Origin of the sequence: Burkholderia sp. lig30 (assembly GCF_000687455.2) — a bacterium.
Taxonomy (GTDB): domain Bacteria; phylum Pseudomonadota; class Gammaproteobacteria; order Burkholderiales; family Burkholderiaceae; genus Burkholderia.
The window spans coordinates 1-25,180 of record NZ_JGVW01000109.1 but is presented as its reverse complement, the minus strand read 5'-3'; the positions used below and the strand labels follow the sequence as shown (position 1 = coordinate 25,180).

The 25,180-nt window shown below is 66.6% G+C and carries 30 protein-coding genes; 15 read left to right on the top strand and 15 right to left on the bottom strand.

The genetic code is table 11. The features are described 5' to 3' along the window. The first annotated feature begins 50 nt into the window (after window positions 1-50). The 3 genes from LIG30_RS21610 (at window position 51) to LIG30_RS21600 (ending at window position 3,516) form a co-directional block, all read left to right on the top strand. Window positions 51-872 (top strand): cytochrome c, encoded by an 822-nt coding sequence (locus tag LIG30_RS21610; protein ID WP_038715414.1) that lies wholly within the window; start codon window positions 51-53, stop codon window positions 870-872. Window positions 873-1,218: 346 nt separating this feature from the next. After that, window positions 1,219-3,297: a carbon starvation CstA family protein gene (locus LIG30_RS21605; protein ID WP_038715320.1), complete on the top strand. Its 2,079-nt coding sequence runs from the start codon at window positions 1,219-1,221 to the stop codon at window positions 3,295-3,297. 12 nt (window positions 3,298-3,309) lie between these two features. Beyond that, a complete protein-coding gene (locus LIG30_RS21600) occupies window positions 3,310-3,516 on the top strand; it encodes a YbdD/YjiX family protein (RefSeq protein WP_038715319.1) in 207 nt (68 codons plus the stop codon). 85 nt (window positions 3,517-3,601) lie between these two features. Here LIG30_RS21600 and LIG30_RS21595 read toward each other — a convergent pair whose 3' ends face one another. After that, complete coding sequence (locus LIG30_RS21595; RefSeq protein WP_038715317.1) at window positions 3,602-3,955, bottom strand: DOPA 4,5-dioxygenase family protein; 354 nt, start codon at window positions 3,953-3,955, stop codon at window positions 3,602-3,604. A 53-nt stretch (window positions 3,956-4,008) separates the two neighbouring features. Here LIG30_RS21595 and LIG30_RS27480 point away from each other — a divergent pair, with 53 nt between their 5' ends. Beyond that, complete coding sequence (locus LIG30_RS27480) at window positions 4,009-4,131, top strand: hypothetical protein (protein ID WP_268760723.1); 123 nt, start codon at window positions 4,009-4,011, stop codon at window positions 4,129-4,131. Between the two features lie 47 nt (window positions 4,132-4,178). Here LIG30_RS27480 and hpnH read toward each other — a convergent pair whose 3' ends face one another. Next, window positions 4,179-5,339, bottom strand: coding sequence for an adenosyl-hopene transferase HpnH (gene hpnH / locus LIG30_RS21590; protein WP_038715316.1), 1,161 nt, complete (start codon window positions 5,337-5,339; stop codon window positions 4,179-4,181). 12 nt (window positions 5,340-5,351) lie between these two features. Next, window positions 5,352-6,293, bottom strand: a complete 942-nt coding sequence (gene ispH / locus LIG30_RS21585) for a 4-hydroxy-3-methylbut-2-enyl diphosphate reductase (protein WP_038715313.1) — start codon at window positions 6,291-6,293, stop codon at window positions 5,352-5,354. A gap of 443 nt (window positions 6,294-6,736) precedes the next feature. On the opposite strand from ispH, the gene LIG30_RS21580 reads away from it, so the two are divergent. Further along, window positions 6,737-7,927 carry a glycosyltransferase gene (locus LIG30_RS21580; RefSeq protein WP_038715312.1) on the top strand — a complete coding sequence of 397 codons (1,191 nt, stop codon included), beginning with the start codon at window positions 6,737-6,739 and terminating at the stop codon, window positions 7,925-7,927. Window positions 7,928-8,143: 216 nt separating this feature from the next. Here the strand turns inward: LIG30_RS21580 and LIG30_RS21575 are convergent, their stop codons facing one another. The 3 genes from LIG30_RS21575 to LIG30_RS21565 all read right to left on the bottom strand — a co-directional run bounded on the left by LIG30_RS21575 (window position 8,144) and on the right by LIG30_RS21565 (window position 10,176). Continuing rightward, complete coding sequence (locus tag LIG30_RS21575; RefSeq protein ID WP_038715310.1) at window positions 8,144-8,668, bottom strand: SRPBCC family protein; 525 nt, start codon at window positions 8,666-8,668, stop codon at window positions 8,144-8,146. Next, the gene (locus tag LIG30_RS21570; RefSeq protein WP_200929717.1) at window positions 8,661-8,945 is read right to left on the bottom strand and encodes an ArsR/SmtB family transcription factor; all 285 of its coding nucleotides are present in this window, start codon (window positions 8,943-8,945) and stop codon (window positions 8,661-8,663) included. Before LIG30_RS21570 ends, LIG30_RS21575 begins: the two co-directional genes overlap by 8 nt. A gap of 184 nt (window positions 8,946-9,129) precedes the next feature. Further along, a complete protein-coding gene (locus tag LIG30_RS21565) occupies window positions 9,130-10,176 on the bottom strand; it encodes a phage tail protein (protein WP_235510356.1) in 1,047 nt (348 codons plus the stop codon). Window positions 10,177-10,185: 9 nt separating this feature from the next. On the opposite strand from LIG30_RS21565, the gene LIG30_RS27365 reads away from it, so the two are divergent. Then, complete coding sequence (locus LIG30_RS27365; RefSeq protein ID WP_235510355.1) at window positions 10,186-10,422, top strand: hypothetical protein; 237 nt, start codon at window positions 10,186-10,188, stop codon at window positions 10,420-10,422. Between the two features lie 92 nt (window positions 10,423-10,514). Here LIG30_RS27365 and hpnA read toward each other — a convergent pair whose 3' ends face one another. After that, entirely contained in the window at window positions 10,515-11,522 is a 1,008-nt protein-coding gene (hpnA, locus tag LIG30_RS21560) for a hopanoid-associated sugar epimerase (RefSeq protein ID WP_038715307.1), read from the bottom strand. A gap of 145 nt (window positions 11,523-11,667) precedes the next feature. On the opposite strand from hpnA, the gene LIG30_RS21555 reads away from it, so the two are divergent. Both LIG30_RS21555 and rarD read left to right on the top strand, forming a co-directional pair. Next, window positions 11,668-11,964, top strand: a complete 297-nt coding sequence (locus LIG30_RS21555) for an acylphosphatase (RefSeq protein ID WP_038715305.1) — start codon at window positions 11,668-11,670, stop codon at window positions 11,962-11,964. 7 nt (window positions 11,965-11,971) lie between these two features. Then, window positions 11,972-12,868, top strand: a complete 897-nt coding sequence (gene rarD, locus LIG30_RS21550) for an EamA family transporter RarD (protein WP_038715303.1) — start codon at window positions 11,972-11,974, stop codon at window positions 12,866-12,868. Between the two features lie 29 nt (window positions 12,869-12,897). Here rarD and LIG30_RS21545 read toward each other — a convergent pair whose 3' ends face one another. From LIG30_RS21545 to LIG30_RS21530, 4 genes are all read right to left on the bottom strand, one after another. Next, window positions 12,898-13,104, bottom strand: coding sequence for a hypothetical protein (locus LIG30_RS21545; RefSeq protein WP_038715301.1), 207 nt, complete (start codon window positions 13,102-13,104; stop codon window positions 12,898-12,900). Between the two features lie 247 nt (window positions 13,105-13,351). Next, complete coding sequence (locus LIG30_RS21540) at window positions 13,352-14,344, bottom strand: DedA family protein/thiosulfate sulfurtransferase GlpE (RefSeq protein ID WP_051995120.1); 993 nt, start codon at window positions 14,342-14,344, stop codon at window positions 13,352-13,354. Between the two features lie 133 nt (window positions 14,345-14,477). Further along, window positions 14,478-14,747 carry a hypothetical protein gene (locus LIG30_RS21535; RefSeq protein WP_038715300.1) on the bottom strand — a complete coding sequence of 90 codons (270 nt, stop codon included), beginning with the start codon at window positions 14,745-14,747 and terminating at the stop codon, window positions 14,478-14,480. 257 nt (window positions 14,748-15,004) lie between these two features. Continuing rightward, window positions 15,005-15,352, bottom strand: a complete 348-nt coding sequence (locus tag LIG30_RS21530) for a hypothetical protein (RefSeq protein WP_038715298.1) — start codon at window positions 15,350-15,352, stop codon at window positions 15,005-15,007. Window positions 15,353-15,519: 167 nt separating this feature from the next. Between LIG30_RS21530 and LIG30_RS21525 the strand changes: the two genes are divergently transcribed. Then, window positions 15,520-15,795: a hypothetical protein gene (locus LIG30_RS21525; protein WP_152986182.1), complete on the top strand. Its 276-nt coding sequence runs from the start codon at window positions 15,520-15,522 to the stop codon at window positions 15,793-15,795. Here LIG30_RS21525 and LIG30_RS21520 read toward each other — a convergent pair. Further along, entirely contained in the window at window positions 15,776-16,264 is a 489-nt protein-coding gene (locus tag LIG30_RS21520; RefSeq protein WP_038715296.1) for a hypothetical protein, read from the bottom strand. The genes LIG30_RS21525 and LIG30_RS21520 overlap by 20 nt on opposite strands. Before the next feature lie 126 nt (window positions 16,265-16,390). Then, entirely contained in the window at window positions 16,391-16,753 is a 363-nt protein-coding gene (locus LIG30_RS21515) for a hypothetical protein (protein WP_038715293.1), read from the bottom strand. Between the two features lie 198 nt (window positions 16,754-16,951). On the opposite strand from LIG30_RS21515, the gene LIG30_RS26620 reads away from it, so the two are divergent. The 3 genes from LIG30_RS26620 (at window position 16,952) to LIG30_RS21505 (ending at window position 19,573) form a co-directional block, all read left to right on the top strand. Next, entirely contained in the window at window positions 16,952-17,206 is a 255-nt protein-coding gene (locus LIG30_RS26620) for a hypothetical protein (protein ID WP_152986181.1), read from the top strand. Window positions 17,207-17,338: 132 nt separating this feature from the next. Continuing rightward, window positions 17,339-19,093 (top strand): methyl-accepting chemotaxis protein, encoded by a 1,755-nt coding sequence (locus LIG30_RS27560; RefSeq protein ID WP_038715291.1) that lies wholly within the window; start codon window positions 17,339-17,341, stop codon window positions 19,091-19,093. Between the two features lie 39 nt (window positions 19,094-19,132). Beyond that, window positions 19,133-19,573, top strand: coding sequence for an MCP four helix bundle domain-containing protein (locus LIG30_RS21505; protein WP_038715289.1), 441 nt, complete (start codon window positions 19,133-19,135; stop codon window positions 19,571-19,573). Here LIG30_RS21505 and LIG30_RS21500 read toward each other — a convergent pair. Next, window positions 19,531-20,676: a GGDEF domain-containing protein gene (locus LIG30_RS21500; RefSeq protein WP_038715287.1), complete on the bottom strand. Its 1,146-nt coding sequence runs from the start codon at window positions 20,674-20,676 to the stop codon at window positions 19,531-19,533. The genes LIG30_RS21505 and LIG30_RS21500 overlap by 43 nt on opposite strands. Window positions 20,677-21,021: 345 nt before the next feature. Beyond that, entirely contained in the window at window positions 21,022-22,425 is a 1,404-nt protein-coding gene (locus LIG30_RS21495; protein WP_038715286.1) for a GntP family permease, read from the bottom strand. A 321-nt stretch (window positions 22,426-22,746) separates the two neighbouring features. Between LIG30_RS21495 and LIG30_RS21490 the strand changes: the two genes are divergently transcribed. From LIG30_RS21490 to LIG30_RS21480, 3 genes are all read left to right on the top strand, one after another. After that, window positions 22,747-24,204: a sigma-54 interaction domain-containing protein gene (locus tag LIG30_RS21490; protein WP_038715283.1), complete on the top strand. Its 1,458-nt coding sequence runs from the start codon at window positions 22,747-22,749 to the stop codon at window positions 24,202-24,204. Window positions 24,205-24,392: 188 nt separating this feature from the next. Further along, entirely contained in the window at window positions 24,393-24,680 is a 288-nt protein-coding gene (locus LIG30_RS21485; RefSeq protein WP_200929715.1) for a hypothetical protein, read from the top strand. Window positions 24,681-24,784: 104 nt separating this feature from the next. Beyond that, window positions 24,785-25,078, top strand: a complete 294-nt coding sequence (locus LIG30_RS21480) for an H-NS histone family protein (protein WP_038715282.1) — start codon at window positions 24,785-24,787, stop codon at window positions 25,076-25,078. Window positions 25,079-25,180: the final 102 nt, after the last annotated feature.

Sequence of the window (25,180 nt, the reverse complement as noted above, 5' to 3'; positions counted from 1 at the left end):
CACGCTGCAGCCGGCAGCGGTCAAGCCGATTCGGAAGGACGCCAATGAACATGAATCGTCGACGGGTGCCGATGCTCGCATTGGCCGCTGCGTTGCTGTTCTCCGCACCGATCATGGCGGCCGAGCTGATCGTGAACCTCGGCCATGAAAAGACGCTGACGACCGAAGAATTGCTGGCCCGGCCCGACGTCCGCACGATAGACGTGCCGGGCGACGTTTCCTACCGGCGCACCATGACTTACCGGGCGGTGCCGTTGCGCGCGCTTCTGGGCGGCAACGGGCTGCCGGACGGCGAGGACCTTCAGGTCGTTGCCCGGGACGGTTTCGTCACGACCGTGCCGGCGGCCCTGGTCTTCAACGACGGCACGCAACGCGCGGTGCCGTATCTCGCGATCGAGACGCCCGGCAAGCCGTGGCCGAAAACGCCTGCGGGTCAGGCGATCGGCCCGTTTTATCTCGTGTGGCTCGATCCGGCGGCCGCGGGCGTGCTGAGCGAGCAATGGCCGTTTCAGGTCGCGTCGATACGCGCCGTGCCGGCGCGCAAGGATCGCTGGCATCAACTGTCGGTCGGCGACGATGTCCCGGCCGCGTCGCCGATACGGCGGGGCGGCACGCTCTTCGCGACGCAATGCATGGTCTGCCACCGCATGAACGGCATCGGCGACGCATCGCTCGGCCCCGATCTGAATCAGCCGCACAATCCGACCGAATATTTCCAGCCCTGGGCATTGCGGGCGTTGATCCGGCGTCCGGATACGGTCCGCGCATGGCCCGACATGAAGATGCACGGCTTCGAGCCGGCGGTGATGAGCGACGCCGATCTCGATGCGATCATCGACTACCTGAAATACATGTCCGCGCGTCGTCGATAGACGACGGGGTATCGATGGCTGTGGTCAGGGCCGGCACGAAGCGTATGCATCGCGCGGCGGCAAACGTCGATCGCCCGGCCGTAGAAGCGTCACGCGGAAACAGGATCGGTGGTGAAACAGTCTCCTTGCGTCAAGGAGACGACTCACGGCGCCGCTCGTCGTTCGCACTTCGTACGTAATATTACGTAGGCCCGGATACGTAGTTATCCGCTTGTAAGAGTGCCCCGGAACGCGGAATACTACGTTTCCACCGCATCGCCCATAGCGAGGCCGATGCACGACGCCTTGCCGTCACAGGAGCGCGGTCATGCAACCGCGCAAAATCAATAAATAGACAGGAGACGCCATGAATCGGGCTTCCAGTTACTTGATCTGGATTGCGGTCGCGCTGTTGGGTGCGTTCGCGTTCGGCACGATCGCGCTCGCGCACGGCGAGCGGGTCAGTGCACTCTGGATCGTGATCGCCGCCGTTTGCGTATATCTGATCGCGTATCGCTTCTACAGCCGTTTCATCGCCAGCAAGGTGATGCAGCTCGACGGCCTGCGGATGACGCCCGCCGTGCGGCACAACGACGGCCTCGACTACGTGCCGACCAACAAGTACGTGCTGTTCGGCCACCACTTCGCCGCGATCGCCGGCGCAGGGCCGCTCGTCGGCCCGGTGCTCGCCGCGCAGATGGGCTACACGCCCGGCATGCTGTGGATCCTGGCAGGCGTCGTGTTCGCCGGCGCGGTGCAGGATTTCATGGTGCTGTTCATCTCGACGCGCCGCGACGGCCGCTCGCTCGGCGATCTCGTCAAGATGGAGCTGGGCACGGTGCCCGGCGTGATCGCGCTGTTCGGCGCGTTCCTGATCATGGTGATCATCCTCGCGGTGCTCGCGCTGATCGTCGTGAAGGCGCTGACCAACTCGCCGTGGGGCACGTTCACCGTCGCCGCGACGATTCCGATCGCGCTGTTCATGGGCGTCTACACGCGCTACATCCGTCCGGGCCGCATCGGCGAAGTGTCGATCATCGGCTTCATCGGCCTGATGGCGGCAATCGCGTTCGGCCAGAACGTGCACGACTCGGCGACGCTCGCCGCGTGGTTCACGTTCAGCGGCACGCAGCTCACCTGGATCCTGATCGGCTACGGCTTCGTCGCGTCGGTGCTGCCGGTGTGGCTGCTGCTCGCGCCGCGCGACTACCTGTCGACGTTCCTGAAGATCGGCACGATCGTCGGCCTGGCGATCGGCATCCTGATCGTCGCGCCGGAACTGAAGATGCCTGCGCTGACGAAGTTCGTCGACGGCACCGGCCCGGTGTGGTCGGGCAACCTGTTCCCGTTCCTGTTCATCACGATCGCATGCGGCGCGGTGTCGGGCTTCCACGCGCTGATCGCGTCGGGCACGACACCGAAGCTGCTCGATAACGAAACCAACGCGCGCTTCATCGGTTACGGCGCGATGCTGATGGAATCGTTCGTCGCGATCATGGCGCTCGTGGCGGCCTGCGTGATCGAGCCGGGCATCTACTTCGCGATGAACGCGCCGGCCGCCGTGCTCGGCACGACGCCGGACGCGGTCGCGCACACCGTCACGCAATGGGGCTTCATGCTGACGCCGGACATGCTGACGCAAACGGCGAAGGCCGTCGGCGAGACGACGATCGTCGCGCGCGCCGGCGGCGCGCCGACCCTCGCGGTGGGCATGGCGCAGATCCTGCACCAGGTGATCGGCGGCGAGGCGATGATGGCGTTCTGGTATCACTTCGCGATCCTGTTTGAGGCGCTGTTCATCCTGACGGCAGTCGATGCGGGCACGCGCGCGGGCCGCTTCATGCTGCAGGATCTGCTCGGCACGTTCCATCCGGCGCTCAAGCGCACCGAATCGCTGCCGGCGAACCTGACCGCGACGGGCCTGTGCGTGGCCGCGTGGGGCTACTTCCTGTATCAGGGTGTGGTCGATCCGCTCGGCGGCATCAACACGCTCTGGCCGCTGTTCGGCATTTCGAACCAGATGCTGGCGGCGATCGCGCTGGTGCTCGGCACGGTCGTGCTGTTCAAGATGAAGCGCGAGCGGTTCGCGTGGGTGACGCTCGTGCCGACCGTGTGGCTGCTGATCTGCACGCTGACGGCGGGCTGGCAGAAGATGTTCGACGCGAATCCGAAGGTCAGCTTCATGGCGCATGCGGCGAAGCTGCAGGCCGCCGTGGACGAAGGCAAGGTGCTCGCGCCGGCGAAGTCGATCGCGCAGATGAAGCGCATCATCTTCAACGACTATATCGACGCCGCGCTCGCCGGGCTGTTCATCTTCGTCGTGGTGAGCATCGCGATCTATGGCGCGCTCGCCGTGGTGCGCGCACGCCGCGAGGCCAAGCCGACGGTGCGCGAGACGCCGTACGAGACGCTGCCGGCCGCGCAGGCGCTCGGCAGCGGGCGTTAAGGGGAGGCCGCGATGTTCAGCGATCTGGGAAGCGATCTGCGCAGCGCAGGGCGCTATCTGGGGCAGGCGTTGCGGCTGATGGTCGGCCTGCCCGACTACGATACCTACGTCGCGCACATGCGCGAGACGCACCCGGACCGGCCGGTGATGACGTACGAGGAGTTCTTCCGCGAGCGTCAGAATGCACGGTACGGATCGGGGGCGGGGAAGTGCTGCTGAGCGGGTGAAGCGGCGCTGATGAAGCAAAAAAGGCGTCATGGCTTGCGGGCCATGACGCCTTTGTCTTTGAAGCGCGGCACGCGCGTCATCCCCCGAGCGCCGCCAGATTCAACGCATACGACTTCCCGATCCACACCGCCGCATCGCGATGATCCCGCAGCGCATCCCCCGTATTCGGATGCACGAACACGTCGAGCGCGCCGTGGTTCAGCACGAGCCACGGCACGATCTCGGCGAATCGCGCGGGCTCGAACGCGATCTGGTACGACCACGCCGGATGCGGCCCGACGAGGCGCTCGTGAAAGCGGCCGAGCGCCACGCTCGCGCCGAAGCGTTGCCCGATCGTTTCCCGAAGCGCCCATGCGGCGTCGCGGCTGTCGGCGTCGAAGTAGACGTGCGCGTGCCAGCTTTCGATGGCATTGATGTCGGCTGAAGGCATGGAGGGACTCGAAAAGAATGCGAACGCGCGCGCCGCCGCACGCGGCGCCTGCGATGAACGGCCATTATCCCGCCGCCCGGCAATCCGCGCTGCGCGCGCGGCCGCCGCCGCCCGGAAAAGCAAAAGGCGCCATGAACCGGATTCATGGCGCCTTTTTCGATGACCGTCAGGCCTGACGGTGCGCGACGACGCGGGCGTCAGGCCCGCGCCATGCCGTGCAGGCTTACGCCGCCGCTGCCGGCTTGGCCGGCTTCTGCAGCTTGCCCTTGCCGGCGCGCTGGATTTCCTCGAGCTTGATCTCGACGTGACGCGAGAACACGTACTCGGCCGGACGTTGCTTGTCCATCGGGACGTCGGGCGCGAACGGGCCTTCCGTCTTGATGCCGCCCATGCTGACGCGCAGCGCCTTCAGCGGGTTCGAGATGGTGTCCATCACCGCCGTCGCCTCGAAGCCGCAGTGGACCATGCAGTCCGCGCACTTCTCGTAGTTGCCGACGCCGTAGTTGTCCCATTCGGTCGTTTCCATCAGCTCCTTGAAGGTCTTCACGTAACCTTCGCCGACCAGGTAGCACGGCTTTTGCCAGCCGAACACCGTGCGCGCCGGGTTGCCCCACGGCGTGCACTTGTAGCTGCGGTTGCCTGCCAGGAAGTCGAGGAACAGCGTCGACTGGCTGAACGACCAGCGCTTGCCGCCTTCGCCGCGCCGGAAGATGTCGCGGAACAGGTTCTTCGTCTTCTCGCGGTTCAGGAAGTGCTGCTGGTCCGGCGCGCGCTCATACGCATAGCCCGGCGACACGGTGATGCCGTCGACGCCGATCGGCTTCAGCGTATCGAAGAACTTCGCGACGCGCTCGGGGATCGCGTCGTTGAACAGCGTGCAGTTGATGTTCACGCGGAAGCCGCGGCGCTTCGCTTCCTTGATCGCCTCGACTGCCTTGTCGTAGACGCCGTCCTGCGACACGGAGTGATCGTGCATCTCCTTGTCGCCGTCGAGGTGGACCGACCAGACGAAGTACGGGCTCGGCTCGTACTCGTCCATCTTCTTTTCCATCAGCAGCGCGTTCGTGCACAGATAGACGAACTTCTTGCGCTTCATGATGCCGCGGACGATCTCCGGCATCTCCTTGTGCAGCAGCGGCTCGCCGCCCGCGATCGACACGATGGGCGCGCCGCATTCGTCGACGGCCTGCAGGCACTCTTCGACGGACAGGCGCTGGTTCAGGATCGGATCCGGATAATCGATCTTGCCGCAGCCGTTACAGGCGAGGTTGCAGCGGAACAGCGGCTCGAGCATCAGCGCGAGCGGATAGCGTTTGTTGCCGGACAGGTGTTGGCGCACGATGTACGCGCCGACACGGGCTTGCTGGAGCAGCGGAATAGACAAGGGATGTCCTCCTTAAACTTCGCGGGCGACAGCTTGCATGAGCTTCGCCGGCAGCTTGAATTCGACTTTTTCTTCACGGCCCGCCATCGTCGTGACCTCGACGGGCCCCAGCGCGCGCAGCGCGCCGATCACATCCTCGACCATCTCCTCGGGGGCGGACGCGCCCGCGGTCAGGCCGACCGTCTGCGCGTTCGCGAACCACTCGGCCTTCACTTCCGAGCCGTCGGCGACGAGATAGCTCGGCACGCCGCTTTCGGTGCCGATCTCGCGCAGGCGGTTCGAGTTCGAGCTGTTGGTCGCGCCGACGACGAGCAGCACGTCGACCTGCGCGCTCAGCTCGCGCACCGCGGCCTGGCGGTTCTGCGTCGCGTAGCAGATGTCGCGCGTGTCCGGCCCGACGATGTCGGTGAACTTGCGCGTCAGCGCCTCGATGATGCCGCGCGTGTCGTCGACCGACAGCGTCGTCTGCGTGACGTACGCGACGGGCGTGTCGACCGGCAGCGTCAGCGTGTCCACCTCGGCCTCGCTCTGGACGAGGATCACCTCGCCCGGAATCTGGCCGACCGTGCCTTCGACTTCCGGATGGCCCGCGTGGCCGATCAGGATCAGCCGGCGGCCGGCCGCGACGTACTGGCGGCCCTGCACGTGCACTTTCGTGACGAGCGGGCAGGTCGCGTCGAGCACGTCGAGACCGCGTGCTTCCGCATCGCGCTCGACCGTCTGGGCGACACCGTGCGCGCTGAAGATCGCGACAGCGCCGTGAGGCACCTCGTCGAGTTCTTCAACGAATCGCGCCCCTTTATCACGCAGGTTTTCGACCACATGCCGGTTGTGGACGATTTCATGACGCACGTAAACCGGCGCGCCGTGCTGTTGCAGCGCGCGATCGACAATCTCGATGGCACGGACAACCCCCGCACAAAAGCCGCGGGGCTGGGCAAGGATGACTCGCATATCTGAGCGAACTCCGACGACTGACGCGGGGTTCGAGAGAGCCGGCAGGCCGGCCCGATCGCCCCAACTTAGATGTTATGAATGCAGGAACGACCCGGCATCCCAAATTTAATCGCGCATTTTAACCCTATCGGGTCAACCGTGCTTCGATGCCCCTGCAATCGTGTTGCAATCCGCGCAACTCGCCGGTGTCGGCGCCCATGTGCGCGGAACCCAGTAAACTAGACGGTTTTGCAGACTTCCTTTCGGTTGCCTGACGGTCGAGCACATCTCAAGGCCTACTCGATGATCATCGATTCTTACGCGCATTGCCCCGCGCCGCACGCGCGCCGGACCGCCGGCGCCGCACCGCGCGCCCCGTACCAGACCCTTGTTGCCGTCCCGGCACCCTCTGCGGGCCGTCCGGCCGTCGGCCGCCGCGCCGTGCGGCAGGAGGGGCGGCAATGATGCTCGCGGTCGTTTTTCTGCTGTCGTGCCTGTCGCTGCTGATCTGGATTGTATTGCTGGCGGGCCGGGGCGGCTTCTGGCGCGCGCAGCCCGCGCGGCCGCTGCCGCCGGAGGCGCGCGGCACCGCGGCGGCCGACGGCTGGCCGGCCGTGGTGGCGGTCGTGCCGGCCCGCAATGAAGCCGACGTGATCGCCGAGGCCGCGACCTCGCTGCTCGAACAGGATTACCCGGGCGAATTTCATCTGATCATTGTCGACGACCACAGCACCGACGGCACCGCCGATGCCGCACGCGCCGCGGCGCTTGCGATCGGCCGCGCCGACCGCCTGACGGTGCTCGGCGCGAAGCCGCTGCCGGCCGGCTGGTCGGGCAAGGTCTGGGCGCAGTCGCAGGGGATCGCGGCGGTGCGTACGCTCGGGCTGCCGGCCGACTATCTGCTGCTGACCGATGCGGACATCGGCCATCCGGCCGACGCCGTGACCCAGCTCGTCACCCGCGCGCAGGCCGAAGGCCGAGATCTCGTGTCGCTGATGGTGCGGCTGCGATGCGACTCGTTCTGGGAAAAGGCGATGATTCCCGCGTTCGTGTTTTTCTTCGCGAAGCTCTATCCGTTCTCGTGGATCAACAACCCGCGCAACAAGACGGCCGGCGCGGCGGGCGGCTGCATGCTCGTGAAGCGTACCGCGCTGGAAGAGGCGGGCGGCATCGAGTCGATCCGCGGCGCGCTGATCGACGATTGCAGCCTCGCCGCGCAGATCAAGCATCGCGGCGACGGGCGCCACCCGATCCGTCTCGACCTGGCGGACCGCAGCGTGTCGCTGCGCCCGTACGACAGCTGGCGCGACATCTGGAACATGATTGCCCGCACGGCCTTCACGCAGCTGCACTATTCGTCGTGGCTGCTGGCCGGCACGCTGCTCGGCATGACGATCATCTATCTGGTGCCGCCGGTCGCGTCGCTCGTCTACGGCGCGCGCGCCTGGCCGGCGTGGCTCGCGTGGGCGTCGATGTGCACCGCCTACGCGCCGATGCTGCGCTACTACCGGCGTTCGCCGTGGTGGGCGCCGGTGCTGCCGCTCGTCGCGCTGTTCTACGTCGGCGCGACCTTCGCGTCGGCATGGCGCTACTGGCGCGGCAAGGGCGGCCAGTGGAAGGCCCGCGTGCAGGCGCCGGTGCAGGACCGCTGAGCGTGTAGATGAACCCATCTCCCGGGAAAGTGGCTCTTGTCAGACAAGGCTCGGCGGGCGATGGGGGAAGAAAATCCCGAGAAGCAGGGCGCATATGCTGACCCGTTTCTTCCGGCAACAGGAAACGCATCGACCATTTCCGCAGGTACTCGAATGCGCTTCCATCACCAGGGATGGAAGCGCACCGTAAAGTGCGCTTCTTTCTTGTCTCTCGACTCAGCGCTCGGCTTGCTGCTGCGTGAGGTACTTGTCGAGCGCGTCCATGCTTCCGCCCCAGCCTTGAGACATGCTGGCGTGCGACGCGTCGAAGATGGCTTCTTCGGCTTCGCTGGCGTCCAGCGCGCGCCATTCGAGATGCAGTAACGTGGTGCCCCCCTCGATTTCGCTTAGCGTGGTTGTCGATAGCGTATGAAGTGGCCATAGCGCGGACATCGGATGTCGCGTCACGCCGCCTTCGGCATCACTGAACTGCACGACGACGACGATGCGCTCGGGGGGCGTCAATTCGCGGAACGTCCACTTGCCCCACATCGCCGGAGCGTCGGGCGCACTACGCGGCTTCATCGCGTAGTGAAAGACGCCACCGATACGCGCATCCACCGTGCAGTGGGACATTTCCATCCCGGGTGGGCTCATCCACGCACTCAAATGCTCGGCTTCAGTCAACGCGGCGTATACGAGTTCGCGCGGCGCAGCGAAGCGGCGCTCGATGACGAAGGGAACGGAAAGTTTGTCAGTCATGGTGGCGAGTCTTCCTGGTTCGGGTTGAGGAAACTTCGGACGTGGTCTTCGGTGCAGCCTTTCCGGGAGAGTCCCTGGCCGGCTCCTGTTGCAGTTGCTGCAGGTAGCTGTCGAGCTGGTCGAGGCGCTGCTCCCACAGGGCGCGGTACTGCAGTGCCCAGTCGGCGGCCTGCTTGAGCGGCGCAGGCGCGATGCGACAAGGGCGAAACTGGCGGTCGCGCCCCTCAGTGATGAGGCCGGCGCGTGCGAGAACGCGCAGATGCTTGCTGATGGCCATCGTCGGGGGCTCTTCCTGCAAACACAAAACCCCGGTTGCTTGACCGGGGCTTGGATACGCAATGACGTTGAGCCATCAGGGCGCGAAACCCGTGATTTTCTCAATATGCGGGCCTCTGTTTCTCAGGGTATGCGTCCTTCTGCAGCGCCCGGCGCGAACGGGGCGGCGGATCACCGCCCCGCGCTCACCGCTGCGTGAGCATCATGTACATCTGAATCACCACGTCCGGCGAGAACGTGAAAGGCACCCAGCCGTAGCCGGTATGGCGCGCGACCAGGAGGCGGTCGCCGTTCGATTGCTTCTGCACCGCCATCATCGGGTTCTTCGTCGACACGAATCGCCAGCCGCTCGGGATGCCCGTCGGCTGCTCGGGCTGCATCGACGCGCGCGCGTGCGCGAGTTCCTCGATCAACTGGCCCAACTGCTCCGGATGCAACGTGATCGACTGGCCGTTGATGGACAGCGTGATCTCGTTCTGGCTCGGGCGCGACACCTGCAGCGTCGAATTTTCCTCGGGTGCCGCGGGTGCGTCGTGTTCGGCCGCGTCGGCGGGAGCCGCCTGTGCGTGAGCGGCGGGCGCGGCTTCGGCCGGTGCCGCTTCATGGGGCGCGACGGCGATTGCCGCGTCGTCGGCGGCGGACCCAGCGGCGCCGGCGTCGACTGCCGCGGCGATTTCGACGGCCGGGGCTGCGTCGTGCGTCGCTTCGGCGCCGGACGTGGCGGGCGCATCGGCAACGGCCGCAGCGGATTCGATCGCAGAATCAGTGGTGGCGTCTGCCGGCCGGGATGCGGTGGCTTCCATTTCCGCTGTGGCGATGACGTGGCGCTGCACGACTGCTTCCGCCTCGGCGGTCGCGGTGGCGTGGCGCTGGGCGGCAGCTTCGGCCTCGACAATGGCGGCGGCGTGGCGCTGCGACGTGGCTTCCGCCTCGGCGATCGCGGTGGTATGACGCTGCGCGGCAGCTTCAGCCTCGGCGATGGCGGCGGCGTGGCGCTGCGACGTGGCTTCGGCCTCGGCAGTCGCGGTGGCATGGCGTTGCGCTGTGGCTTCGGCCTCGGCGATCGCGGCGGCATGGCGCTGCGCGGTGGCCTCGGCTTCGGCAATCGCCGTGGCGTGGCGCTGCACGATCGCTTCGGCGTCCGTGGCGGCCGCCGTGTGACGCTGGACGGCGGCCTCGGCGTCAGCGGCGGCGGCGGCATGGCGTTGTGCGGCGGCTTCCGCTTCGGCCACGGCGGCGGCATGGCGCTGCGCGGCGGCTTCCGCTTCGGCCGTGGCGGCGGCATGGCGTTGCGCGGCGGCATCCGCCTCGGTCGTGGCGATGGCGTGACGCTGCGCAGCGGCTTCAGCGTCCGCGGCTGCCGCGCGCGCGGCTTCCTCGGCTTGACGCGCCGCGTTCCCGGCGGCGTCGGCGGCGTGGATGAGTTGATCGACGCCGGCGTCGAGCGCATCGATCTGATCGTTCAGGTTCATGCGTGATATCTCTACGTAAGACCCACGATTTTACCTGCTGCGCCGATGCCGGTTCGCGCGTCGCGTGTAACAAAGTGCAGGGCGTGCCGCCCGGCGCGTCACTTCAGGTAGCCCGCCTCGCAGAACCAGTCGAGCGCGTCGCGCAGGCCCTCGCGATACGGCCGTGCGTTGTAGCCCAGCTCGCGCTCCGCCTTCGCCGACGTGAAATACATCTTGTTCTTCGACATCCGCAGCCCGTCGACGGTGACGAACGGCTCCTTCTTCGTGAACTTCGCGACCGCCTCCGCGCCGAGCGCGAGCGGATACAGCGGCCAGCGCGGCAGCGCGAGGGTCGGCGCCTTGCGGCCCGTCATCTGCGCGATGTCGGCGAGCATCGTCTGCAGCGGCAGGTTCTCGCCGCCGAGAATGTAGCGCTCGCCGATGCGGCCGCGTTCCAGCGCGAGGAAATGGCCGTTCGCGACGTCGTCGACGTGCACGAGGTTCAGGCCGGTGTCGACGAATGCCGGAATCTTGCCGAGCGCCGCCTCGACGATGATGCGGCCGGTCGGCGTCGGCTTCACGTCGCGCGGGCCGATCGGCGTCGACGGGTTGACGATCACGGCCGGCAGCCCTTCGTCGGCGATCATGCGCTCGACCGCGCGCTCGGCCAGCACCTTGCTGCGCTTGTAGACGCCGATCGCCTGGTCGGCCGTGAGCGGCGCGGTCTCGTCGGAGGCGATGCCCGCGCTCGTCACCTTCAGCGTCGCGACGCTGCTCGTGTAGACGATCCGCTCGACGCCTTCCGCGCGCGCGGCGCGCATCGTCGCGACCGCGCCTTCGAGGTTGGCGCGCTCGATCTCGTGCGGATCGGGTGCCCACAGCCGGTAGTCGGCGGCGACGTGCAGCAGGTAGCGCACGCCGCGCAGCGCGGCGCGCATCGATGCCTCGTCGCGCATGTCGCCGGTGACGATTTCCGCGTCGAGATCCGCGACGTTGGTGCGGGGGCTCGTCGGGCGCACGAGCACGCGCACTGCGTAGCCTTTCTGCTGCGCGATGCGCGCGACGGCCGAGCCGACGAAACCGGAAGCGCCGGTGACCAGAACGAGATCGCGTGAGGTGTCAGTCATGCAAGTCCTTTGGGGCACGCGCGGACCGCGCGGCAGTTGTGCGTCGTGCGAGATTGTACGTGTTCGGCGCGCGGAGGCGGCGCTGACATGCTGCGCCGCACACGTCTACAATGCCGGGCTTGAATGGGAAAGACGGGAGGCTGCGATGAGCCACGACGAACTGGACGAACGGATCGAGACCTACTACGTGCGGGTGCGCGGCATCGTGCAAGGTGTCGGCTTTCGTCATGCGACGGTGCGCGAGGCGCATGCGCTGAGGCTGCGCGGCTGGGTCGCCAATCTCGACGACGGCAGCGTCGAGGCCCTGATCCAGGGGCCGGCCGCCCAGCTCGACCGGATGCTCGCGTGGCTTCGGCACGGGCCGCCGTCGGCGCGGGTGACCGAAGTGACGTTCGAGGAGCGGCATTCGGACAAGCGCTACGAGCGTTTCCAGCAACATTGAGCGCGCGATGACGGGCTATCCGGAGACCGGGCGCGGCATCGCGCTGTCGGTGACGGCGTCGTCGCTGTTCGCGCTGATGTCGGTGTATGCGAAGCTGCTCGCGCCGCTTTCGGGGCTCGACATATTCGCGTGGCGGATTCTGTGGACCGCGCCGGGCGCGCTCGCGCTGATCGCGCTGCGCGGCCGCTGGCCGGCGCTGGTCGCGCTCGCCGGGCGCATGGTGCGCGACCGCGCGCTGTGGCTCGCGCTGCCCGTGAGCGCCGCGCTGCTCGGCGTGCAGCTCTGGCTGTTTCTCTGGGCGCCGCTGCACGGGCGGATGCTCGAGGTGTCGCTCGGCTATTTCCTGTTGCCGCTGACGATGGTGCTCGTCGGCCGCTTCCATTACCACGAACGGCTCGATCCGCTGCAATGGCTGGCGGTCGGATGCGCGGCGCTGGGCGTCGCGCACGAGGTGTGGGCGACGCGCGCGTTCGCCTGGCCGACGCTCGTCGTCGCGCTCGGGTATCCGCCGTATTTCGTGCTGCGGCGGCGAATCAACGTCGATTCGCTCGCGGCGTTCGCCGCCGAGGTCGCGCTGCTGTGTCCGGTGGCGGCGGCGATGGCCGCGACGAGCGCGACGCCGGTCAGCGCGCGCCCGTTGCTGTGGGCGGTGCTGCTGCCGGGCCTCGGCGCGCTCAGCACGGTCGCGCTCGCGAGCTATCTGAAGGCCAGCCGGATGCTGCCGATGGTGCTGTTCGGCATCCTCGGCTATGTGGAGCCGGTGCTGCTCGTCGCGGTGGCGGTGCTGCTGCTCGGCGAGACGCTGACGGCCGCGCAGCTCGCCACTTACGGGCCGATCTGGCTGGCGGTCGCGCTGACCGCCGCGCACAGCGCATTGACGCTGCGGCGCGTGCCGGTGCGCTGACGTCCGGCGGGTTCGCCGCGAGCCACGCGTCAGTGCGGCGGGCGGCTGCGTTCGCCGGGGGTGGCGGGCGCTGCTTCCTGCGTGTCGTCGTCGTCCTGCCCGGCTTCGCCTTCGGCGGGTTCCGCCAGCGTGCGATCCACGTCCGCCGCGGCTCGCGCGGCGCGCAACGCGGTGCAGCGCTGCGCGCGGCGGATATCCGCGAGCTGGCGCAGCAGCCGCGTCGTCCGGTTCTTCATCGATCTCTCCCTGTGAATGCCGCTTCTTTGTGGAGCGTTGATTCCAGTGTAGGACGGCGTTGCGCCGCCCGCAGCGGAATGCGGGCGGCCCAACGCCGCCTGAGGGAAATTACCGAGCCGGTGCCGGCGCCCGCCTGTCGATTCGTGGCGCCGAGTGCCATTGCGACGCCAAATTCGTCGCAGTCCTATCTGTCTGTCCGCGGCGCGCGCCGGCCGCTGTCGCGTGCGGGAACGATGCCTTCGGCGCTCAATCCGTTTTCAGTGCATGCATTCCGTACGCGCCGCCCGCCGGCACGCCGACGGCGAGCGACGTCAACGCGCGCCCGGTGTCGCGCCATGCGTCGAGGCCACCGCGCAGCGCGAGCGCGTCGGTGAAGCCCGCGTCGAGGAGGCGCTTGGCCATCAGCGCCGCCGATACCTCGTTCGGGCACGAGCAGTACACGACGAACTTCTGGGTCAGCGGGTAACGCGCGACGATGTCGTCGATATGGCGCTCGTCCGCGAACTGCGCGCCGGGAATCGCGAACGGGTCGAGCTTGCGGTGTTCGACGGAGCGCACGTCGAGGATGACGGGCGACGCCGCATCGGCCAGCAGCGCGTCGAGCTCGTCGACGCCGATCCGCGCGTTGGCGAGCTGGCGGATCAGCGCGCGGCGACGCATCCAGCGGACCGCCGTGTACGCGGCGAGCAGCGCGAGCACGATCAGCAGCGCCGCGCGGCCGAGCCGGCTCGCGCCGGCGAACAGCCAGTCGATCTGCCGGTGGAACGCCAGCCCCGCGATCAGCCCGCAGGCGGTCCAGAGCGCCGCGCCGAGCGCGTCGTAGCCGGCGAACGTGCGATAGCGCGTGCCGAGCGCGCCGGCCATCGGCACCGACACGAGCGACAGGCCCGGGATGAAGCGGGCGACCGCGAGCACCCGCACGCCGTAGCGGCCGAAGAACCGCTCGGTTTTTTTCACGCAACTGTCACGCGACAGCGACAGCCGGCACAGGGTTTTCAGCGTGCTGCCGCCATAACGGCGGCCTGCCGCGTACCACACGGTGTCGCCGATCAGCGCCCCGAGCACGGACAGCAGCAGCACGGTCGCGAGTTGCGCGCCGATGGCCGCCGGATGCAGCGCGACCATTGCGCCGAACAGCACGAGCGTCGGCATCGCGGGCACCGGCAGTCCGAGCGCGGCGGCGAGCACGTTGGCGAATACGAGGAGCGGCCCGTACTGGGCGACAAGGTCACGAAGCATGACGGGATACGAAGGATCGGACGCGTGTGGACGGCGTTCAGGTGGTCCGATTATCGGCCATTTTCAAGACGGCGGCGGGGCGCGACGATGACGGTGAGCCGGCGCGCGGTGCGCGGCTCACCGGCCGGGCGGGTCAGGTGGAACTGCGCGCGAGCAATGCCGCGCCATGGTTTTCCCCATGCAGCTCGGTGCCGTTCGAACGGATCGCGGCGATCAGCTCGGCGGGCGTGATTTCGTAGCGGACCTCGCGATGCACGCCGGGCTTGCGTTCGTCGATTTCGACGAGCAGCACGCTCTTGCCGTCGGCAGTGGCTTCCAGGCGCAACGAGCGCAGTTCGCGGCCGTCGGCCGGGTCGTGTTCGGTGAGCAGGGTCATAGCCCCGGATGAGCCGGTAGTGCGCATCGAACCAATCCTCGTGTCGTTTGTGCCGTAATGGCGAAGATGTCGTTGTTGCAAACAGCGTCACAGAGTTTAACGCGAACCGGCGGCAGCGACGGAGCATTTTCGTACGGCCCGAAATGAGGGCTGTACCGGCGCGGCGTCTGACGTTTCATGCCGATGATGTGGCACCCAAAAAGCCTCCGGACGGCGTTGGCGGAAGCGGTTGGGTATCGGGGAAAACGCGAGCGACAGCGCAGCCGGCGATGGCGGGAATGCCCTTATTTGTGCCGCGTTGCCTTGAGCAGGCACTCGGACAGTTTGTCGAAATGGCGCAGCGCGGCGGGCGTGAGCTCGATCTGCTTGCGCCGTGCATCGTCGGTGTCGCTCAGCATGATCCAGCCCTTGTCGCGCATCGACGTGATGCGGGCATGCAGCGTGGCGGGCGACGCGAGCTCGGGATGGTTCATCATGTCGCGCACCGAGAGGCGCTCGTTGGCGTGCGTGGCGCGCGCGATGAAATCGAGGATGCGCTCTTCGAGCGGGTCGAGCGACGGAAGGGACGGGAGGCCGCGCAGTGCATCGGCGAGCTGCAGGAATCGCAGATAGATTTCGGCTGGACGCGGCATTGCTGCGGCACTCTCCGTTCATGCAGGAATAGCGGCGGTACGAGAGCCTGTTGCGCCGGTCACGAGGCATGGCTGAGCGGGCTCGGCGCTCATTTTACGTCAACGTCTGGCTTACGTTTGCATTTCTGGCCGGTGGCGGGCACGGCCGCCGCGTTCGTCGTGTCGCTGTGGCTCAATCAGGAGATCATCACGTCTGGTTCGCGCTGCAAGGCGATACCGATCACCTCGCGCGGCGATTCGTGGCGATGTGCGTCGGCGATCTCGCAGGCGCGCTGATCGTCCTGTACGTCGCGAAGGGGCTGCTGTCGATCGCGTCGGCCCTCGGCGCTTTTGCGACGCGGCAGGCGGATCGCTATGCGAACCGGCGCCGGGCGATGCCGGACGCCGCCGGCATCGCCGATCCCGCCGGCTGTCGCGCCGGGGTTAGTTGCAGGCCTGCTTGAGCCTCGCCATCGCGCCCTGGGCGCCGGTCATCGGGATCGCCTCGGTCGTGCCGAGCATCGTCACCTTCAGCGATTTCCCGCTCTCGAGCGCCTGGTACAGGCCGCTGCGCCAGTCGGTGCCGTCGTCCTGCCAGATCCAGCCTTCGGCGTTGTTGACGAACGCCATCTTGAGCGGGTAGCGCTTGCCGTTGATCTGCAATGCGGCCGACGTGCCCGCATCGTCCATCGTCCTCGGGCCGGAGATCCGGATGAACATGCCGGACTGGCTCGGCGTGACCGAATAGCAGCCGACGTCGACGGCGAAGCTCTTGCCGACCACCGCGGCGACCTTTTCCGACGAGCCGTGCGCGAACAGCGCATCGTCCTGGTGCTGGTTCTGGTCACGGTCGAATTTCCATCCCGCGGCTTGCGTGAAGGCGGAAGCGGTCAGCGCGGCGGCAACGATCGAGATCTTGAGAAGTGTCTTCATGGAATAACGGTAAGTTGTGGTGGAACGGCGATTGAACGGCCCGAAAGGAAGCGCGCACGCCCTCTTTATGCAGGCCCGGGGCATGTCGTCACGCGGCGTGTGTCTGTCGTCACGCGTGTGTTTGCGTTATCGGCACGGCGACAGCGCGGCGGCGCCGTTGTACCGAAGCTGACCGCCGGCAAGCGTCAGCTTGATCGTTTCGGTCGACGTTGCGCCTTCGACGTTGCACGTGAAGCGTCCGGCAAAGGTGCTGGCGTCTGTGCGCACGACTTTCTTGAGCTCACAGTAGGTTTCATACTGCTGAACACCGGTCGGCGTCACGGAGACGCCGGTGTCCGTCGCGCCGGACTGCTTGTAGACCGGGCATTCGGACGGCGCCGTCCAGATTCCGCGGAACTGCGCGGGGATGGCCGGGGCAGCGAATGCCGTGCAGCAAACGGCAAGCAATGCAGACGACAAGGCGAGGTTCGTTGCGTAGCGCTTGATCATGTGATGTGTGAGGTTGAGCGTGGTCGACTCGGGGTGTTCCCCGTCAGCCGCGCTTTACCGGTCTCCTTGGGATGCTGGTGTTATAAAAAATGTAACGATGTGCGCGCAATACGCCATCGTGGTTCAAGCACCGACATTCGGGTTATCGGAGACGCGTGCGGAAACTTTAGGCTCGACAGGGCGGCCGTGCGATCGTGCATGAAGGTGTACGCGCAACCGTCTCCGCCGGCGTGGGTGCCATTCAGGGTAATCACGGATGCTGTTTTCATCAAATTGAAAGCACCCGCCATTCGCGATCTTGATCATTTCATCAATCGGTTCCCGCTTCGGCGAACCCTGCGCACGAGCGGTGTGCCGCGCGCTGCAGACGGCTTCCCCTGCGGACACTGGCCATTCCGGTGCGATACGCCGGTGGTGCGCATGCCGATCTGGATTGGCATGCGGCTTGCGTGATGTCCATGCGCAACCCGAGGCAGGACAAGATCGTGCGTCAAATGATCGATGGATTGCCACGTTAGCGGCGCCAGTCCGGTGACATGCATGCCGGCACGACCTGAATAGAAAAAGCAAGAGGAACCCCAGCGAATGAATCGCCTTGATCGCAGCTTGAAGACACGTGTTGTCCTTGCTTTCGCCATGCTTGGAACGTTGTGTTTCGTCGTTGCCGGTATCGGAATGAACGGAATCCGAAATGCCGACATTCGAGCGCGGCAGACCTATGAGCAACTCACGCTGCCCGCGCAATATATCGAGAGTTCCTACATCGCGACCTTGGTCGAGGTCATCCAGGTGATGGAGGCGATGGCCCTGTCGGATCAGGCGGAGCGCCGGCAGCGATTTGATTTCATTCGGCATCTTCAGAAATCGAGCGACGAGCAGTTCGCGCTGTTCGAGCGCAGCGACAAGGCGGATGCCATCAAGCCGCTGGCGGACGAGATCGTGCGGAATCACGAAAAATTCAGTGTGGCGCTATCGAAAGCCGTGCAGTTGTTCCAGGCCGGGAACGTGCCGGAAGCAATGACGGTGGAGACGAACGAAGTCCGTCCGTACGGCGTGAGTCTTTTTCAGAACGTGATGAAGCTCAGCGCGTTGTTGAACAGCGAATCGAAAGCGGCGCGCGAGCGTGATGCGGCGGCCTATCAGCGCATGATGACCATGATGATTTCGATGCTCGTGGTCGGCGCACTCGTGACCTGGGCATACGTGCTGGTGCAGATTAGTTCGCTCGGCCGCGGTATCGGGGGCATCCAGAAAACGCTGCAGGACGTCAATGCCTCTCTCGATCTCACCCGGCGCGTGCCGGTCGAGCACCTGGACGAGATCGGCCAGACCGCGGTCGCGTTCAACAACCTGATGGACCGTATCGGCCAGGTGCTGGCGCAGGTCCATGTCGCCGCCGACAGCGTCAGCACGGCGTCGCGGCAGATCTCGGCCGGAAATCTCGACTTGTCCGCGCGTACCGAGCAGCAAGCGGCCTCGCTCGAGGAAACCGCGGCCAGCATGACCGAACTGACGGTGACGGTGAAGCAAAACGCCGATAACGCCCGCCAGGCGAATGCGGTGGTCGTGAATGCGACCGGACTGGCAGACGCGAGCAACCGGTCCGTTCAGGAAATGGTGACGACCATGACCGAGATCAGCCGGGGCGCGGGCAGGATTTCGGAGATCATCGGCCTGATCGAAGGCATCGCGTTTCAGACCAACATCCTTGCGCTCAATGCCGCCGTGGAGGCGGCCCGCGCCGGAGAGGAGGGGCGTGGCTTCGCGGTGGTCGCGTCGGAGGTGCGAAGCCTGGCGCAGCGTTCGGCCGCGGCCGCAAAGGAAATCAAGGTGCTGATCGAGGCGTCGCTTGAGCAAGTCGAGTCGGGCTCCCGCCAGGCGACCGAGGTGGGCGATACGGTGGCGAAGGTTCAGCAGGCGATCCGGCAGGTGTTCGATCTGGCCGGCGAAATTACCGCCGCATCCGACGAGCAGAGCCGGGGCATCGAGCAGGTCGGCCAGGCGGTCGTCCAGATGGACGAGGTCACCCAGCAGAACGCGGCGCTGGTCGAGGAGGCCGCCGCCGCCGCGCAAGCGCTCGACGTGCAGGCCGGCCGGATGAAGGAGGCTGTTTCCTCGTTTACTTTTGCGCATGACGCGTCAGTGTCAGTCGTGTCGTCGACGCCAACGTTGGCGCGTACGCTGCGTGCGGACAGGGCACCGGCAGCCTTGTCCCGCACACGCGCGGCGAGCGCCTTTGTCAAAGCGCCGCGTGCGGTGGCGCCCACGGGTGCCAGCCTGCCGCGATCGGGATCTTCCGCCGAAGCCGACCTGGCGAATTCCAGTTGGGAGACCTTCTGAACGGGAGGATTCGGACTGGATGATTTCCCAATATGTACGGTGGAGTGCGATGGCGGCTCATCGCGCTTCATCAACATCGGAAACCTGAACGACGAGCTGATCGAATCCGACTGGGTCAACGCTCAGGCAGCGAACGCAATCGACAGCACGATGCGATCCAACGCACGCCGGACCCTGGAATTGATCGTCACCAGCGAGCAGGACCGCAAAGACCAGGTCTTCCGCAAAATCGCGGAGAACAAGGATCGGGTCAACGGCAACGTGCAGACCCTCGAAAAGCTCATTCGCGCGCAGCAAGGCAAGACGCTCCTGAGCCAGCTCAAGCAGGCGCGCGCGCAATACGTCGAGTCCTTCACGAAGGTCGGGCAGATGGACGAAGTCACGCAGCAAAACGCGGCATGGGTGGAGGAGGCCGCGCCTCACGCGGGCAGGCGCGCTCACGCGGCCACGCGGTTGCGGCCCGAATGCTTCGCCGTATAGAGGTTCGCGTCTGCCTGCGCGTACAGCTGTTCGTAGCCCTGGCTGGCGGCAAGGACGGCGACGCCGCAGCTGATCGTATAGCGGCACGTCCCTTGCGCGGTGATGACCGGCGTCTGTTCGACGGCGTGCCGCAGCCGTTCCGCGATCCGCAGCGCTTCCTTGAGCGATAGCTCGGGCACGAACACCGCGAACTCCTCGCCGCCGATCCGGCCGACCGTCGCGTCGCCGCGCAGGTTCGCCTGGACCACCGCGCCGAATTCCCGCAGGACCGTGTCGCCGCCGGCGTGCCCGTACGTATCGTTGATCGACTTGAAGTGGTCGATGTCGATCAGGATCAGCGCCGCCAGGCCGGCGGCGTGGGCCGGCTGGGACGGGAAATGACGTTCGACACGATGTTCGAACGCGCGGCGGGACATCGTGCCCGTCAGGAAGTCGCGGTCCGCCGCATGGCGAGCCTCGGCGAGCAGCGCATCATGCACGAGCATGATCGACGCCATCGACAGCATCGGCAGCGTGGCCGCCGCGACGATCATCAGCACGACGTTGCCCTTCGACATGAACAGCAGCTCGCCTGTGCGAGCGTCGAGCGGCAGGAAATAGACGGCGCGCGCGACATGGACCAGCAAAGAGCCGATGGCGATCGCGGCGGACAGATCGTGCAACCGCGCGGATTGCGGCCGGGCGGGCCGCGTCAGCAGCCGTTCGGCCGCCAGCGCGAGCAGCACGCCCGAATAGCACGAGATCAGCAACACCCGGGCCGGGATGTGGTCGACGACGAAGATGTAATACACGAACCCTGCGCAGACGCCGGCTGCGAGCGGCGCGACGATCGGCCAGTTCGGCCGCTTGCCGACGAAACGGCTGCAGCCGGCGTAGTACAGCGCGGTCGCGGCCATCAGCAGGATGTTGGGCAACAGGATCGCGATCGCGTCCGGCAGCAGGTGGCGGAACAGCAGCAGCGGCAGCGCGACGGCCAGCAGCACGTTCGACCAGATCCAGTCGGCGATTCCGGGCACGTTCGAGCCGCGCAGCGATGCCAGCAGCACCGTGATGATCAGGCTCGTCAGCGAGGGAATCAGGATCGTGATCGCCGGTGTCAGCATGGACGGCCTGTCTGGGGCTGCGGGTTCGGGTAGGGCGGACGGCGGTCGCCGGTGCGGATCGCCGGCAGGCGGCGCGCGCGGGAAAGGCGATTCGATCACGACGCCGTGACGTGCGTGTGGATGGTGCGGGTGGCCCTCGCTGGAACAGGACGCGAACGCGTCGCCGCCCGGTATTGTGAAGGATCTTCGACGGAATTTCAGCGTTGCGATGATTGGCCGCAACCGCCTTGGCCGGGCGTTGGGCCAGCGAAGCCTGATGACGGTCCAAGTGGCATTGCCCACCAAAGCCTGACGGCGACGACAGACTTTGGCGGCTGTCTCATCTCATGCGCCGAACGGCGCGCGTCACACGAGCCCGGTCGCGTAATACACGGCGATCACGAAGAACACCGCCAGCGTCTTGATCGCGGTCACGGCGAAGATGTCGCGATACGATTCGCGGTGCGTGAGCCCCGTGACCGCGAGCAGCGTGATCACCGCGCCGTTGTGCGGCAGCGTGTCCATGCCGCCGCTGGCCATCGCGACGACCCGGTGCAGCACGTCCATCGGAATGTTGGCCGCCTGCGCGCCCTTGACGAACAGGTCCGACATCGCGGCGAGCGCGATGCTCATGCCGCCCGACGCCGAGCCGGTGATGCCCGCCAGCGAGCTGACCGACACCGCCGCGTTGACGAGCGGGTTCGGGATGCTCTTGAGCGCGTCGCCGACGACGAGAAAGCCCGGCAGCGCGGCGATCACGCCGCCGAAGCCATACTCCGACGCGGTGTTCATCGCGGCGAGCAGCGCGCCGCCGACCGCCGCTTTGGAGCCGGCGGCAAAACGATCGCTGACGCGGCGGAACGCCGTGGCGACGACGAGCAGGATGCCGAGCAGCAGCGCGGCCTCGACCGACCAGATCGCGACGACGGTCTTGATCGACGTCGTCACCGGCGTATGCACGCCGGGCAGCACGTCGGGCGCGACCGTATACGACGCGGCGCCGTACCAGACCGGAATCAGCTTGGTGAGCGCGAAGTTCGCGACGCCGACCAGGATCAGCGGCGAGATCGCGAGCAGCGGATGGGGCAGCGACGCCGTCTCGACGCGCTCCGGCTCGTTCAGGAGCGATGTGCCGTAGCCTTCGCCCCTGGCCATCGCGGCGCGGCGGCGCCATTCGAGGTACGTCAGGCCGACGGCCACGATGAACACCGAGCCGATCGTGCCGAGCGCGGGCGCGGCCCACGCGGTCGTCTTGAAGAACGTGCTCGGGATGATGTTCTGGATCTGCGGCGTGCCGGGCAGCGAATCCATCGTGAACGAGAACGCGCCGAGCGCGATCGCGCCGGGCATCAGCCGCTTCGGAATGTTGCTCTGGCGGTACAGCTCGGCCGCGAACGGATACACGGCGAACACGACGACGAACAGCGACACGCCGCCGTAGGTGAGCAGCGCGCACACCGCGACGATCACCGCATTGGCGCGCGATCGGCCGATGTAGCGGATTGCCGCATGGACGATCGCCTCGGAGAAGCCGGACAGTTCGATCACCTTGCCGAACACGGCGCCGAGCATAAACACCGGGAAATACAGTTTGACGAAGCCGACCATCTTCTCCATGAAGATGCCGGAGAACACCGGCGCGACCGCGGCCGGATCGGTCATGAGCACCGCGCCGAGCGCGGCGATGGGCGCGAACAGGATCACGCTGTAGCCGCGGTATGCGGCGAACATCAGGAACGCCAGCGCGGCGAGGACGATCACGAATGACAAGAGAGTCTCCTATTGCTTTGGTTGTCGTTCGGCCGCGTGCGGCATGCCGCGCCGCGGGCCGGCTCACGTTCGTGCAGGTTTCGTGCCATCGGCCGGAGTGCGCCGCCGGACGCGTGTCCGCCGGTGGCCGGCGGGCCAGCGCCGGTCAATTGTCAGTCGATTCTACAGAAAACGTCTCGTTCGGGAGACGAAATGTTCGGACGGAAAACTCGAATTGGCATCCTGACCGTTTATTGACGGGGCATTGCCGGATGTCTCGGGAATGAGATAATCGTCCCGCTTTGGAGACGGCGCATCACGACAAGCGGAGACGACGACACCATGATGAACGACTGGGCCGGCTTGCCCGTCGATTACGGCGACATCCTGCGGCGTGCCGCCGAATCGCTGTTCAGGACATTTGAGGATTCGAGCGCCGGCACGCTGATCGTCGATCGCGACGCGCGCATCGTGTGGATGAACGAGCGCTATGCCGCGCGCTTCGGCCTCGCCGACCCGCAGCAGGCGATCGGTCTCGACTGCGAGGCCGTGATTCCGCACAGCCTGATGCGCGAGGTCGTGGCGACGGGGCAGCCGATCCTGCTCGACATCATGGAGACGGGCCGCGAGCCGCTCGTCGTGACCCGCCTGCCGCTGAAGAACGAGGCGGGCGAGACGGTTGGCGCGATCGGCTTCGCGCTGTTCGATCAACTGAAGACCCTCACGCCGATTTTTTCGCGCTACCTGCAGGTCCAGCAGGAGCTGATCGCGACGCAGCGTTCGCTCGCGCAGGCGCGCCGCGCGAAATACACGTTCGCAAGCTTCGTCGGCACCAGCGCGGCGAGCCTCGAGACCAAGCGGCAGGCGCGCCGCGCGGCGCGGGTCGATTCGCCGGTGCTGCTGCTCGGCGAGACCGGCACGGGCAAGGAACTGCTGGCGCACGCGATTCATGCGGCGTCGCCGCGGGCGCTCAAGCCGCTCGTGACCGTCAACGTCGCGGCGATCCCCGACGCGCTGCTCGAAACGGAATTCTTCGGCGCGGCGCCGGGCGCGTACACCGGCGCCGATCGCCGGGGACGGGTCGGCAAGTTCGAGCTGGCCGACGGCGGCACGCTGTTTCTCGACGAAATCGGCGACATGCCGCTGCCGCTGCAGGGCAAGCTGCTGCGCGTGCTGCAGGACAAGGAGTTCGAGCCGCTCGGATCGAACCGCATCGTGCGTGCCGACGTGCGGATCATCGCGGCGACGTCGGCCGACCTGCCGGCGCTCGTCGCGGCGGGGCGCTTCCGTGCCGATCTCTATTACCGCCTCAACGTGCTGACGATCCACGCGCCGCCATTGCGCGAGCGCGCGTCCGACATCGCGGCGCTGGTTTACGCGACGCTCGAGGAGCTGGCCGCGCAGCACGGCCATGCCGCGCATTGCGAACTGACCGACGACGCGCTGCGAATGCTGTGCGCGTATCCGTGGCCGGGCAACGTGCGCGAGCTGCGGAACACGCTCGAGCGGGCGCTGATGCTGTCCGACCGCGCGGTGATCGACGCGCGCGCGCTCGCGCCGTTTCTTGGGCCGTCGCGCGCGTCGCCCGACGGCACGCCGGCGGTATCGCGGGCGCCGGCGCCCGTGGAGCCGGACGTGCCCGCCGTGCCGTATGCGGACGCGTTCGCGGCCTGGGAACGGCGATTCCTGACCGACGCGCTCGCCGCGTGCAACGGCAAGGTGACGGCCGCGGCGGCGCGCGTCGGCATTGGCCGCGCAACCTTCTACAAGAAACTCGCGGCGCTCGGCATCGACGGGTAATGCCGCGCGGCAGTGCGGTGCGCGCTGGCGGCGCTGCCTGACGTCGCGCAGGGATTCGTGCGTATTGCAGACGATCCGCGCCGGCCGCACGCGCATCCGCGGTGGACGCCGGGCCGGGATGATTGACGTGTGCGCGCGCATGCATGGCATACTCCGGACGTTTTGAAAAACGATTGACGGAAAGAACAATGAAACACATCCTTGCGTCGGTCTGTCGGCAGCACGGCGCGTTGTTGCGAAGGGCGGGGTTGATTGCTTTAATGGCGGGACTCGGCGGATGCGGCGGAAGTGCGCCGCTGTTCACTTCGGACGGGCGTCCGACCACGCTTGTGCAGTGTACGAGCGGCGATTCCTGGGACAATTGCATGGACGTCGCGCGCGCCACCTGCAATGGCGATTTCGACGAGATTCGGCGAACGGTCGACAGCGGCGTGCGTAGCCTGCTTTTCGCATGCACGAGCAAGCGTGGAAATTGATGCCGTCATCGTAAAAGGCGATGGCGCTGAATCGTAAATGGCACTTTTCCATTCGCGCCGAGTCAACTATCTTTTATAAATAAATCACAGGGAGTCCCATCGATATGGCGACCTACAGGCAACTCACAGCGCAACTCGAAAAACTGCAGCAGAAGATCGATAAGGAACGCGAAAAGGCGGTAACCGATGCGATTGCCGAGATCAGGGCGAAAATCGAGGAATTCGACATTACGCCGGAAGAGCTCGGTTTTCGTCCTGCGGCCGCGGTGGCTGCCACGCCCAAGCGTCCGTTGCCGCCGAAGTATCTGAACCCGAAGACCGGCGAGACGTGGAGCGGCCGAGGCCGCGCGCCGGCGTGGCTCGGCAAGAATCGCGCGCGTTTCCTGATCAAGGACTGATTCCCGTAAAGTCTCACCTCCGATGCGCTGACTGACGGTGCGAACGGCCAGGCGGCCGTCGCACCGTTTTGTTTTTGTGCGCATCCGGAACGCCCGGATTGC